At 33.3% G+C, this 13615-nt stretch carries 13 protein-coding genes; 7 read left to right on the top strand and 6 right to left on the bottom strand.

The genetic code is table 11. From position 1 onward, the window contains the following. The first annotated feature begins 179 nt into the window (after positions 1–179). From recA to CSW08_RS06495, 4 genes are all read left to right on the top strand, one after another. The gene (recA, locus tag CSW08_RS06480) at positions 180–1196 is read left to right on the top strand and encodes a recombinase RecA (protein WP_106659099.1); all 1017 of its coding nucleotides are present in this window, start codon (positions 180–182) and stop codon (positions 1194–1196) included. Positions 1197–1310: 114 nt separating this feature from the next. Then, positions 1311–1721 (top strand): hypothetical protein, encoded by a 411-nt coding sequence (locus CSW08_RS06485; RefSeq protein WP_106659100.1) that lies wholly within the window; start codon positions 1311–1313, stop codon positions 1719–1721. A gap of 28 nt (positions 1722–1749) precedes the next feature. Continuing rightward, positions 1750–2292, top strand: a complete 543-nt coding sequence (locus CSW08_RS06490) for an RNA polymerase sigma factor (protein WP_106659101.1) — start codon at positions 1750–1752, stop codon at positions 2290–2292. A 1-nt stretch (position 2293) separates the two neighbouring features. Further along, a complete protein-coding gene (locus tag CSW08_RS06495) occupies positions 2294–3835 on the top strand; it encodes an outer membrane beta-barrel protein (protein WP_106659102.1) in 1542 nt (513 codons plus the stop codon). A gap of 82 nt (positions 3836–3917) precedes the next feature. Here the strand turns inward: CSW08_RS06495 and CSW08_RS06500 are convergent, their stop codons facing one another. After that, positions 3918–4655 (bottom strand): lysophospholipid acyltransferase family protein, encoded by a 738-nt coding sequence (locus tag CSW08_RS06500; protein ID WP_106659103.1) that lies wholly within the window; start codon positions 4653–4655, stop codon positions 3918–3920. Positions 4656–4756: 101 nt separating this feature from the next. Here CSW08_RS06500 and trpS point away from each other — a divergent pair, with 101 nt between their 5' ends. Next, positions 4757–5725: a tryptophan--tRNA ligase gene (gene trpS, locus CSW08_RS06505; RefSeq protein WP_106659104.1), complete on the top strand. Its 969-nt coding sequence runs from the start codon at positions 4757–4759 to the stop codon at positions 5723–5725. A gap of 120 nt (positions 5726–5845) precedes the next feature. Here the strand turns inward: trpS and dprA are convergent, their stop codons facing one another. Next, positions 5846–6949, bottom strand: a complete 1104-nt coding sequence (gene dprA / locus CSW08_RS06510; RefSeq protein ID WP_106659105.1) for a DNA-processing protein DprA — start codon at positions 6947–6949, stop codon at positions 5846–5848. 103 nt (positions 6950–7052) lie between these two features. Between dprA and CSW08_RS06515 the strand changes: the two genes are divergently transcribed. Beyond that, positions 7053–8402, top strand: a complete 1350-nt coding sequence (locus CSW08_RS06515) for an HU domain-containing protein (protein WP_106659106.1) — start codon at positions 7053–7055, stop codon at positions 8400–8402. 77 nt (positions 8403–8479) lie between these two features. Next, positions 8480–8989, top strand: a complete 510-nt coding sequence (locus CSW08_RS06520) for an acyl-CoA thioesterase (RefSeq protein WP_106659107.1) — start codon at positions 8480–8482, stop codon at positions 8987–8989. Positions 8990–9027: 38 nt separating this feature from the next. On the opposite strand, the gene CSW08_RS06525 is transcribed toward CSW08_RS06520, so the two are convergent. The 4 genes from CSW08_RS06525 to CSW08_RS06540 form a co-directional block, all read right to left on the bottom strand. After that, a complete protein-coding gene (locus CSW08_RS06525) occupies positions 9028–10266 on the bottom strand; it encodes a murein hydrolase activator EnvC family protein (protein WP_106659108.1) in 1239 nt (412 codons plus the stop codon). After that, the gene (locus CSW08_RS06530; RefSeq protein ID WP_238987210.1) at positions 10263–11039 is read right to left on the bottom strand and encodes a DUF4292 domain-containing protein; all 777 of its coding nucleotides are present in this window, start codon (positions 11037–11039) and stop codon (positions 10263–10265) included. Before CSW08_RS06530 ends, CSW08_RS06525 begins: the two co-directional genes overlap by 4 nt. Before the next feature lie 12 nt (positions 11040–11051). Beyond that, positions 11052–12416, bottom strand: a complete 1365-nt coding sequence (locus CSW08_RS06535; RefSeq protein ID WP_106659109.1) for a tetratricopeptide repeat protein — start codon at positions 12414–12416, stop codon at positions 11052–11054. A 77-nt stretch (positions 12417–12493) separates the two neighbouring features. Next, positions 12494–13513: a sugar nucleotidyltransferase gene (locus tag CSW08_RS06540; protein WP_106659110.1), complete on the bottom strand. Its 1020-nt coding sequence runs from the start codon at positions 13511–13513 to the stop codon at positions 12494–12496. Between the last annotated feature and the right edge of the window lie 102 nt (positions 13514–13615).

The raw sequence follows: 13615 nt of genomic DNA on the forward strand, positions 1-13615 counted from the left end.
CAAACTAACTAAACATTTTTTTGACATTCTACTTTTTCATAAATGGCTCATTTCATAGCAAAAATTTCCCCACTTTAAATAGTAGATGCAAAATGTTTATAAAGGTTGCGTTATAAAATTGTAAGATGAAAAAACTTATACTATTTTAGCATGAATTTCTTCAGAAAATAAAATTAAAAATGAGCAGCGAAAAAGAAGCAAAATTAAAAGCCCTTAAACTTACATTAGATAAATTAGATAAAGCTTACGGGAAAGGCACCGTCATGAAAATGAGCGACAAAGCAGTCGTAGATGTTGAAGTTATTTCATCGGGGTCACTAGGCTTGGATATTGCCTTAGGCGTTGGTGGTTATCCTCGCGGTAGAGTTATTGAAATTTATGGCCCAGAATCTTCTGGAAAAACAACACTTACGTTACATGCTATTGCCGAAGCTCAAAAAGCAGGTGGCATTGCAGCCTTTATAGATGCAGAACATGCCTTCGATAGGTTTTATGCTGAAAAACTAGGTGTTGACATCGATAATCTTATTATTTCCCAACCAGATAACGGTGAGCAAGCTTTAGAAATTACCGATAATTTAATACGCTCTGGTGCTATCGATATTGTTGTTATAGATTCTGTAGCGGCATTAACCCCAAAGAGTGAAATTGAAGGCGAAATGGGCGATTCTAAAATGGGATTACATGCCCGTTTAATGTCGCAAGCATTAAGAAAATTAACTGGCTCTATTAGCAAAACCAATTGTACCGTTATTTTTATTAACCAATTACGTGAAAAAATTGGTGTGATGTTCGGCAATCCCGAAACTACAACGGGTGGTAACGCGTTAAAATTTTATGCTTCGGTAAGGTTGGATATTCGTCGTTCCACACAAATAAAAGAAACAGATGGCAATGTTACTGGTAATAAAACCAGAGTCAAAGTGGTGAAAAACAAAGTGGCACCACCTTTTAAAACTGCCGAATTTGATATTATGTATGGTGAAGGCATCTCAAAAGTTGGCGAAGTATTGGATATTGCAGTAGAAAATGAAATCATTAAAAAAAGTGGTTCTTGGTTTAGTTATGAAGACACTAAATTAGGGCAAGGCCGAGATGCGGTAAAAGCCATTATAAAAGACAATCCAGAACTTATGGACGAGCTGGAAGCCAAGGTTAGAAAAATAGCTAAGGCAGGGTCTTCTTCAGAAGATTAAATTAATTTTAAAATCCCGAAACTTCTCGGGATTTTTTTGTTTCATAACGCAACCTTTTAGCTATTTCAGCATCTAACAAGAAAAGCTATTATAAATTTCAAATCTTAATTTGTTATGAAAAAAATTTTAATTCTTAGTTTTATATTAATTTTAATGGGGTCTTGTAGTTTGGATGATGATGGCAAAGATTTCAATTTGGAAATATTACCCATTGAAAGCGTTGATATACCAGACTCATTTACCATGGGGCAAACATATCCTATTACAGTTTCTTATTTAAGGCCCTCTACCTGTCATTTGTTCAGGGAGTTTTATTATGACAAAGACAACAACATACGTACGGTGGCTGTTATAGATTATAAATATTTAAACAATAATTGTGAAGATCTTGAGAACGAATTGGTAGAAGCCACTTTTAATTTTCATGTAACCAGCAATGGTAGTTATATTTTTAAATTTTGGCAAGGAGAAGATGATAACGGCGACAATCAATATTTAATCATTGAAGTTCCTGTAACCAATTAAAATAAGCGTTAATTAATTCGTGTTTAATTTGAGTTTAGATCAACTCATAGAAAATTGTAAAATTAATGATACCAAAGCACAAGGAGAACTGTATGAGCTCTATGCGAGTAAATTGTTTCCAATATGCTTGAAGTATTCGCGCAACTATGCCGAAGCGGAAGATAATCTGCAAGATGCATTTTTGACCATCTTTAATAAAGTTAAACAATATAAAAATATAGGTTCTTTTGAAGGCTGGATAAAACGGATTGTTATAAACACTGCTTTGCAGCGATACAGAAGCGAAAAGGTTTTAAATATAGTAAACGAAGACATAAGTGAAGATATAGAGATTGACATTGATGATGACGATATTTCCCTTAAATACCTACTGCAAATCATTCAAGAACTACCAGACAGGTATCGATTGGTCTTCAATTTATATGTGCTAGATGGATATTCACATAAAGATATTTCGGAGATGTTGGGTATTACTGTAGGAACTTCAAAATCGAATTTAGCAAGGGCTAGACAGATTTTGAAGCAAACCATTGAAAATTATAGAACACAACAACATTTACAGTCATTATAAAATGAGTGATAAAAAACATATAGACAGATTGTTTCAGGAAAAATTCAAGGATTTTGAAGTAACTCCTGATGATGCTGTATGGAAACGTATTGAAGCCCAATTAAAAGAAAAAAAGAAACGCAGAGTGGTTCCTATTTGGTGGCGTTACGCTGGCGTAGCCGCCTTATTGTTGTTATTATTAACTATTGGCAATGGTTATTTTAATACTAATAACATAACTACTGATGGAAACCCAAACCAAGTAGTTGATACTGATGGAAACAACCATTTGAATCAAACAGATAATGAAAACAATGATGACAATCATAACACCCCAAACAATAATATCATAAAAAATACAGACGTAATTACCAATAATAATGCTTCTGAAACGGATCCAAATACATCTGATAATGTTGGAACGACCCATAAAAATGAAAATGTATTGAATCCATCAAATGCATCATCCGTCGCAAATAAGGCTTCCAAAAATGATGGAACAATAAAAAATGATGATACTGTTGAATCCATTAAAAATTCAATTAACAATAATAACTTACTTCAAACAAAAAACAATACAGAAAACAATATAGAGCTAGCAAATACTTCAGAAGATAAAACAAATCAACCTCCTGAAACAAATAAAGCTGAATTGGATAAAACTAAGATAGATAATCTATTTAACACGAATAAAAACAGTAAAGAATCGAATATTGCTGATGTAAAAACCGATGCTCCTGAAAAAACAAAAACCGACAGCGTAACAGAACAACATCAGCTTACCATTGAAGAAGCCATAGAAATAGCCAAAAACAGTAATGAAGAAGAAAAAGAAGATTTAAATAGGTGGAGTGTTGCCCCAAACGCTGCGCCTGTTTTTTTCAATAGTTTGGGAAAAGGTTCTTCAATAGACCCTCAGTTTAATAACAATTCTAAAAGTTCTGAGACCAACATGAGCTACGGCGTTAGTGCCAGTTATGCCATAAATAACAAGATAAGTGTTCGCTCGGGAATCAATAAAGTAAATTTAGGCTATAACACCAATAATGTGGTTGCTTTTCAAGCAATTGGTGGACGTTCAAGCATTAGTGTCTTAAAAAATGTAAAGCCCGAATTGGATAATGAAGCCAATGATATTTCCGTGTTAAGTACTCAAAATTTTGCTGATAAAAGTTCTCAATCATTTGCAACAACGACAGGCGTAAATACATCCATCAATCAATCATTAAGTTTTATTGAAATTCCTTTAGAAATAAAATATTTGCTTTCCGATAAAAAATTAGGAATCAATGTTATTGGTGGTTTTAGTTCTTTCTTTTTAAATGGTAATGAATTGTATTCGGATTTTGAAGGAAACAAAACACTTATTGGGGAAGCTAGCAATATTAATAAAACAAGTTACAGTGCTAATTTTGGTTTTGGATTGGACTATAAGGTTTCTAAAAAAATTAATTTGAATTTAGAACCTATGTTTAAATACCAAATCAACACATTTAATAATACATCTGGCGATTTTAAACCTTATTTTATAGGTGTTTATACCGGATTCGGAATTAAGTTTTAGGTTTTTGGTTAGATCTGGATATTGTTTTCTAATGCTATGGAAAGCAATATCGAAAAAAACTGCCTCTCCCCTGAGGCAGTTTTTATTTTTTTAAAACCATTAATTGATTTAAAATAATGTTCCTAGCCTCACTATTTAATGCTTTGGTATCGGTAACGTTTAAGGACTCCGTTGGTAAAAATTTGTGGATTTTAACACGCATTATACCAGGGCTTCCGCTAAAAAAAATATAAGAAAACCGCTTTTTATTATCGGCAAACGTTATTGGAACAATTGGGATATGATGGTTTATTGCCAGCCTAAAAGCACCATCTTTAAAGTCGTCCAATTCTATATGTTCTTCTGGCACGCCGCCTTCAGGGAAAATACAAATGCTCAATCCGGATTGCAAACGCCGTTGTGCTCTTAAAAAAACGGCCTTTCTACTTTTTTCGGAGGTTCTATCAACCAAAATACAGGTACGCTTATAGAAAAATCCAAATAAAGGAATGTTGGCAAGCTCTTTTTTTCCCACAAAAACAAATGGATTCTTTATAGCAACCAACATGAGCATGATGTCCGCCATAGACGTGTGGTTGGCAATAAACATATAGCTTTTATATTTTTCTGGAGTTTGCTCTTTTTCAATTTTCCATCTAAAACCCATCCCTATTAAAATAATTTTTGCCCAAATTCTAGCTATTTTAAAAAAGAACGGATACCATGATTCCCTTGATATAGAAATTAGCAGAATAGGAAACGCAATAAAAATAGGAAGTGCTACAAGTATGTAAAACCAAATACGATACAGGGCCCAGAAAATGTATTTAAATACGATCATATATATCAAAAATACACAATTGTATTGAGCTATTTTACTAAAACAATTACCTTTGCTTTTTTAGTTTAATTAAAAAGATTCCTGCTTTCGCAGGAAATATTATGGCAAGAATACTTACAGGCATACAAAGTACGGGGACACCACATTTAGGAAACATTTTAGGCGCTATTATTCCGGCAATAGACATGGCAAACAACCCAAAAAACGATTCATTTTTATTTATTGCCAATTTACATACGCTCACACAAATAAAAGATGCTGAAACACTGAGACTAAACACGTATTCGGTGGCGGCTACTTGGTTGGCGTTTGGATTGGATATTGAAAAAACAGTGTTTTACAGACAAAGTGATATTCCACAAGTAACCGAATTATCTTGGCATTTAAGTTGCTTTTTCCCTTACCAACGCTTAACGTTGGCCCATAGTTTTAAAGATAAAGCCGATAGATTGGAAGATGTAAATTCTGGATTGTTTTTCTACCCAATGCTTATGGCTGCCGATATTTTATTATACGATGCTGAGATTATTCCTGTTGGAAAAGACCAATTGCAACATATTGAAATGACCCGCGATGCAGCGTCTCGTTTTCATGCAAAAATGGGCGAGGTTTTTGTAATGCCTGAAGGAAAAGTTGAAGAAAACATCATGCTTATTCCGGGTACGGATGGTGAAAAGATGAGTAAAAGTAGAGATAATACCATCAATATTTTTTTAGATGATAAAAAGCTACGGAAACAAATTATGTCTATTGAAACAGATAGCACACCACTTGAAGAACCAAAAGACTGGAAAACATGTAACTGTTTTGCTCTTTATAGTTTATTAGCCAATAAAGAACAAGTAGAAACCATGAAAGCTAATTATGAAAACGGCAATTATGGTTACGGACATGCTAAGCAAGCGTTATTTGATCTCATTATTGAAAAATTTGCTATACCACGCGAACGTTATAATTACTATATGAATAACCTCAACGAGATTGATGCTGCGTTAGCTGTTGGTGCTGAAAAAGCGCGATTGGTTGCTAATGATGTACTGAAGAGAGTTAGAGGAAAAGTTGGGTATTAAATTGTGTCATTCCTGCGAAGGCAGGAATCTTATCTAAAATATTTCTAAATATTAATTGAATTACTTTTTTGGTTTTCGGATTGAATTAATGAGATTCTTGCCTTCGCAGGAATGACAATCTTAAATAACCTCAAACAATTTCCCTGGCAAAGGCCGAATAACCCCTTTAAGTTCCATATTCAACAAGACACTGGCAACTTTAAAAATCGGCAGGCTACAATTAATGGCAATACCATCTAGTTGCTGTTTGTCGTTTTCCTTTAGGTAATTATAAATGACTTTTTCAGTGTCGTCAAGCTCTACAAATAACTGCTTTTGTATGGCTGGTTTGGTTTCCTCTTCCAATTTCCAATTTAAAATGTAAGGCACATCGAATGGGTTTGTTAGCATGTGTGCTTTTTGGTGCTTTATTAAATTATTACAGCCTGTACTTTGCAAATCGGTTGTTCTTCCCGGAACGGCAAACACATCTCTGTTATATGAATTTGAAATATCGGCCGTCACTAAGCTTCCTCCTTTTTCGGCAGATTCTATAACAATGGTCGCTTCACTTAACCCAGCAATAATTCTATTTCGCTTTAAAAAGTTGTTCTTATCAAAGGCATCACTACTCCAAAAATCGGTAAAAAAACCACCATTTTTTTCCATATCTACCATATACCGTTTATGCGCTTTGGGGTAGATTTTATTCAGTCCATGTGCTAAACAACCTATGGTTTGCAATTGATGTTTTATTGCTGTTTTATGCGCTGTAATATCGGTTCCATAAGCAAATCCCGAAACAATGACTGGGTTGTAAATGGCAAGTTTTTCGACCAAATCTTCGCAAAACGCCATGCCACTAGTAGTGATTTTTCTAGCGCCTACAATACTTATAATGCGTTGCTGTTTTAAATTAATGGCTCCCGATTGGAATAATAAAATGGGGCCATCGATACAGTGCTTTAACTTTTCAGGATAACCATCATCCTTAAAATAAGATACCTTAATATTATTCTCCTTTATAAACACGATCTCTTTTTCGGCTTCTTTTAAATGATGGCTTCCAAACAAATCTCCTAAAATAACACTTCCAATACCATCAATTTTAAGTAAATGGTGCTTTTTCTCTTTTAAAACAGCTTCAGCAGAACCACAATGTTGTATCAATCGTTTCGCTATGATATCTCCAATATTTGGTACGTGTTGCAACGCCAACGTGTAAAGCAAATCGGTTTCGGTCATTATAAGATTTTGAATAAAAATCTAAAGTAAAGGAATTTTTACACTGTTAATAAATACTTCTGTCTAAATTTTATCCACAAGTATAATTTTTTAACTTTGTTTTATGCAATTAGAAACCTACATAAGCGATTTACTTTATAGATACGAGTGCGTGACTGTTCCAGAGTTCGGAGCTTTTTTAACACACCGAGCTACAGCATCTATTGATAACTCTAACAATACATTTTACCCGCCAAAAAAAGTGGTATCATTTAATGAGCAAATCCAAAAAAATGATGGTTTGTTAGCGCATTATATCGCAGATGTAGAGAAAATTCCTTTTGAAATTGCTATTCAAAAAATAGAAACACGTGTAAAAAGTTTAAAAGATAATTTAACACAAGGAAAAACCATTTCTTTTGATAATATTGGTGATTTAGTGTTTAATAATGAAGGTAAAATTCAGTTCGAACCATCTTATCATTTAAACTATTTAACCGATGCTTTTGGTTTGTCTCAATTTGTATCTCCTGCCATTGCTAGGGAGGTTTACAAAACAGAAGTTGAGCAACTAGAAAAAGTTATCCCTCTTACATTTACCCAGGAAAAACGTAAATCCAGACCGTATTTAAAATATGCTGCCGTGGCTTTAATTGCCTTGACCGTTGGAGGTTTTGCTGTTTCAAATTATTATGTTAATCAGATTGAAGCCTACAACCAAATGGCTCAAGAAGAAGCCGCGCAACAATTGGATGCTAAAATCCAAGAGGCTACGTTTAATTTGAATTCGCTTCCTGCTATTACCATAAATGTTACCAAACAATCTGGTAATTATCATATCATAGCTGGAGCTTTTAGAATAGAAGAGAATTGTGACAAAAAAATTGAGCAACTAAAAGCTTTAGGTTTTAACGCTCGAAAAATTGGCGTTAATAAATATGGTTTGCATGAAGTCGTTTATGGCAGTTATGAAGATAGACTAGAGGCCTTAAACGAATTAAGGACCATTAAAAAAACACATAACCAAGATGCTTGGTTAAAAGTAGACACCACAACATCTACTAATGTTCTTAATAAAAAAAACTCGACCACAAACACAAATTTTCAAAACAGTTTATCTGAACAAGAGGATGTTAACGCAACAAAAAATACCATTTCTAAAAACACAAAAAACGATTCTAAATTTTTGAAAAGTCCGAATATTATTCAAATTCTAAAAGGTGTAAAAAATATAGAAAGTGGTTTTTACTTAGTATTTAATACGTATAAAGATACCACTGAAAGAAACAAGTTTATAAAAATCCTAGAATCTAACGGACAATCTAATATTAATTTCTTTTCTGATAGTGATAATCTTTGCTATTATATTTATACTGAGAAATTTAATGATTTGGAAACTGCGACTAAATCAATGAATTCAAAAGTAAAATCTCCCTTTAACGAAGAAATGTTTATAGTTAAAGTAGAAAATTAGAACTATAAAAGTTAGATTAGTTTTACTTCTTTAATATTTAAAAGCATAGTACCTTTACAATCAATAAAGTTACAGTCATGCAAGCAAAAACTCCCGAGCATTCTAAAACAATCCTTACCGATGTGGTTTTACCTGGTGAAACCAACGCCCTAAACAGTTTATTTGGTGGCGAACTACTAGCCCGCATGGATCGTGCTGCAAGTATTTCGGCTAGTCGCCATTGCAGAAACATTGTAGTTACGGCTTCGGTTAACCATGTTGCTTTTTCTAAACCCATACCATTGGGTACCGTTGTAACCGTCGAAGCAAAAGTATCACGGGCATTTAAAACCTCTATGGAAGTTTATATTGATGTTTGGATAGAAGACAGGGTGTCTGGAGAAAAATCGAAGGCTAACGAAGGCATTTATACCTTTGTGGCTGTCGATGAAAATGGCAAGCCTTTAAGCGTTCCTGAGTTAATTCCAGAAACTGAATTGGAAAAACAACGTTTTGATGCTGCTTTACGTCGTAAACAACTAAGTCTTGTATTAGCTGGTAAAATCAAGCCTAGGGACGCAACAGAATTAAGAGCTTTGTTTGTTTAAAATATGAGATGCTGAAATAAATTCAGCATGACAAAAAACTACATTTTGTATATCCAAGAAGCTGGGTTTTCAGTTTGGGCTTCCTTAAAAACAATAAAACTCAAAACAGTTTCACCGTCAACGGGATTTGTAAAAACCTCACCTATAGATTGTTTCGTAGACACTTTATCACCTTCCTTAACATATACTTTAGATAGATTTTTATACACAGTAAAGTAGTTACCATGGCGAATCATCACAAAAGGATTGGAATTTTTAATTAAAACAATTCTACTCACTTCCCCATTAAAAACAGCTCTTGCTTGAGTGCCTTTTTGAGTTGCAATACGTACTCCATTGCTTTGTATCTTAATTGACTTATCAACAGGACTGGGTTGAGCACCATAGCCTACAATAACATATCCTCTTTCTAAAGGCCATGGTAATTTACCTTTATTAGCTACAAAGTTTGCCGCTAATACTTTTTCTTCAGCTGTTAAAGCAAAATTGGAAGAACTGCTTGCTGTAGCTGTGTTTCCAGCCTTTTTATTGGAACTTGCTATAGCCGCTTTAATAATATTTTCTATCTCTCTGTCAATTCTATCTGATTCACGTTGCTTTTCCCTAATTTGAGATGTAAATACATTAATATTTTTCTTAATGGAATTCATTAAACTTTGATGCTGTGCGCGTTCTTTTTCTAAAGATTGTTGAAGTTCTCTATTTTCGGCAATCAGATTTTGCTTATCGTTCTTCTGTTTTTGTAGATTACTATTAATCTCTTGCAGCTCGATTGTTTTTGCTTTAATAGTTTCTCCCTGTTCTTTCTGATGATTTGAATACTGCTTAATATACTGCAAACGTTTATAAGCTTGTTTAAAATCTTCCGAGGACAGTAAAAACATGATTCTACTTTGTTGATTTTTATTTTTATAAGATTTTACAATCATAGCTGCATAATCTTTTTTTAGCTCTTCTAATTCTTTACGAAGACTAGTGATTCTTTTTTGATTATTATTAATATCTCGGGTTAATAAATTAGTTTGCTGATTGGTCACTTTTATCAAATTATTTATCACACTAATTTTATAATTAAATTCTTGTATAAGTGATAATTCTGATTTTTGTTTGGATTTATTTTCCGCCTGTAATTGGCTGATTTTCTGTATTTCCAAGCGTAATTCTTGCCGACGCGCCTCGAGTTCTGCTTGCTTATTAGTTTGAGAAAAAACAAAAACACTACTTAATAAAAATATAAGAAGAATGGGTAATTTTATTATGTATTTGTAGTGTATCATTTAAGTTTAATTTCATCAAAACCAGATGGAATACTAAAAGGAAATCTTAAATCTTCGTTCAAAGATACTGATTTGAATTCCAGTGTTGCAATCATTTCTTTATTTGCTTCCACCGCAATAATTTTAATGTTTTCTGGAAACGGTTGCTTATTAACTTCTTGGTAGGTTAAATAGTCTATTTGTAAATGTCTAAAATCGCTAGGCTGAGAAATTTGTTGTGACTTTACTTTAAAATGCAACGGACTTAATATATAGAATATTTCAAAAAGTTTTTGTTGTTTTTTTGGTTGAAGCACATATAAGTCATCAATAATCGATACGCTATAATCATCATCATTTAAACTGAATATGGTTTCACCAAGTAATAAATTCTGAACCTTTTCAAAATCTAATTCCGTACCCAATAAATCACTTAAATATTTATAATCGCCTTCAAAAAACGTATTGTCCAATTTATTATAAAAGCTCACTTTTTCAGGCGTTATCATGGCTCTAATAACCGAAAATGCCGAATTTATCCAAATAACTTCATCTTTCTTTAATCTAAACGTTACCGAATGTGTTTGCTCATCATCTTCTGAAGAATAAGAAATTTTAAGTCTAGCTTGTAAGGTTTTAAACTCTGGCGATTGCTTTGCGTTTGCTTTTATTAATTGCTTTGCCGATAAATCTAAATTAGCTTCTCCAGAAGCTATTCTTTTAGTTGATTTACAGCTTGTAAAAAAAACAAATGCTAGCAATAAAACACTTAAGATATGGGGATGTTTTTTCAAAGGGATACTGAATTAATTTTGAATTTCTAATTGTTTGGCTTTATCACTAAACGATTTTGCCTTCGCCGTATTGTTTAATAGAGTATATGCCTTACTTAACTGAGTATAAAAATCGGATTCCATTTTAATGTCGTCAATAACCCAATCCAAACCAGACTCCAACATTTCGGCAGCTTTTTTGGGTTCGTTTAATTCGTTTAAAGCAACGCCGTTTACTAAATAGCAAATAGGTTGTGATGGAAATTTTTCTAGGGCTTTATTGCTTTTTTCGTTGGCTTCCTTATACTGTTTTAAATCTAAATGAAGTAATAACACATTTTTTATGATATTGAAATTATCGACATCTGTTTTTAATGCTTCTTCAAAGTATTTTAAGGCGTTGCCTTTGTCGTTTTTTGCTAAATAATATTGGCCTAATTCCAACAGTGATTTTCCATCATTTTTTCCTCCAACCAAAGCCGTAGCTTCTACCAAATCTGCCTCATATTCAGGATTCATTTTTACAAAATTTACAAAATCTGAAAGCACTTTTAGTTTGGCTTCTGGTCTTATTTCATTACTGTTTACAACGATTTTCATAGACTGAATAGCTTTTTCAGCATCATTATCATCTAAATAAAATTTATATAACGCTAAATGAACTACTTGAGAATTTGGGTTTATTTTTAATAGCTCTTTAGCCGTTTCATAGGCTTTCTCTTTGTCGTTATTTTCACTATATCTAAAAATCAGTGCTATGTAATTAGACTCTTTATCAGGATTGTTATCAATACGGAATTCCAAATTTTTTATTTGATCATCTTTTCTGCCGGTAACTTCATATATTCTATTACGCATAATGTCTCTGGAAACCGCTATGCCAAATTCCAAATCAAGTTCATCAAGAATTTTTAAAGCATCATCAAATTTTTTAGTTTTATAATACAACCCAGCCAAATCTTCCTTGTAGTCTATTGGATGAAACTTTACTAATTGTTTAACCGTATTAATGGCTTTATCAAAATCGTTTTGCTCTATGTAAAACTCGTAAAGGGCATCTAAATACCACTCGTTATCTGGTTCTTTTGCAACGGCTTCTTTTAACGCATCTTCTGCAGAACCAAAATTTTTAAGCTGATTATAATTTTTTCCTAATTCGTAATAAATAACAGGTACGTTTTTATCTAATTCTTTACACTTCAAAAGGGCTTCAATGGAACGGTCATAATTCTCAATACTTTTTTGTTTCATGGCTTCAAAAAAGTATTCTTGGAATTGATCTTCAACATCCCCTAAATCGTCCGTAGGTTTTTGGTTAAAATCTACTTGAGCATGAAACGAGTAAGGAATACATAAGATTCCTAAAAATAAAATTGCTGTAATTAATGTTCGTTTCATGTTTTTAATCCCATCCTTTTAACCGTTTCAAATAGTCATTCCAAATGACGTCATGTAGATTCCTGCCTTCGCAGGAATTATTCCAAAACCGAGTAATCTCCAATACTGATGCTCGTAAAATTACCATCATACGCAACATGATTTCCTATCATGGCGTTATCTAAATTAGCGTTTTTTATAACGGTATGGGTTTGAATTAAACTATTTTTAACAGTTGCGTTTTCTACCACACAATCGTTTCCTATCGATACATTTGGTCCGATGGTTGTATTTTTTAAAATAACATGTTCACCAATGAAACAAGGTTCTATTATTTTTGAATTATCAAGTTTTACCGAAGTGGCTATTAATTGTTCTTCTCCATCAGCTATTAAAAAGCCCAACATTTTTGTATTGGTTTCTAAAGTGATGGCTTTGTTACCACAGTCCATCCATTCATCAACAGTTCCTGTTTTAAAAACCTTCCCATCTGCCATCATACGCTTAATACCATCATTAATTTGATATTCGCCACCGTTCATAACGTTTTCATCTAAAACTTCTTGTAATTTATCCTTTAAAACGGCAACATCTTTAAAATAATATATCCCTATAACCGCTTGGTCGCTAATAAAGGTTTTAGGTTTTTCCACTAACTCAATGATTTCTTGCTTATCATTTAATTTAACAACGCCATAAGCTTCTGGATTATTAACCTGTTTAGTCCAAATAACACTATCTGCGGCTGGATCTAAATCGAATTCAGCTCTAATAAGTGTGTCGGCATAAGCTATAACGGCAGGCCCTGATAAAGACGGCTTGGCACACATAATGGCATGCCCAGTACCCAAAGGCTGATCCTGACGGTAAATGGATGCTTTAGCCCCTAAATCGTTAGCTAATTTTTTAAGGCTGTCAACAACCTCGTCACCAAACCAAGAAGGGTCTCCAAGTACAAAAGCAACCTCTTCTATCGGTTGTTTCAAAACTTTGGCAATATCTTTTACCAACCGATGGACAATAGGCTGTCCGGCAACTGGAATTAATGGTTTAGGCACTGTAATACTGTGTGGCCTTAAACGCGAGCCACGGCCTGCCATAGGTACTATTATTTTCATACTTTGAAGTTGATTCGTTAATTTGTTGAGGTGTTTATTTGTTTACTACGAATTCACAATTGTTTTCTATATCAATCTAAAATCGTCAATCGTAATTCTTCC

Source organism: Confluentibacter flavum (assembly GCF_002843175.1).
Lineage (GTDB): Bacteria > Bacteroidota > Bacteroidia > Flavobacteriales > Flavobacteriaceae > Confluentibacter > Confluentibacter flavum.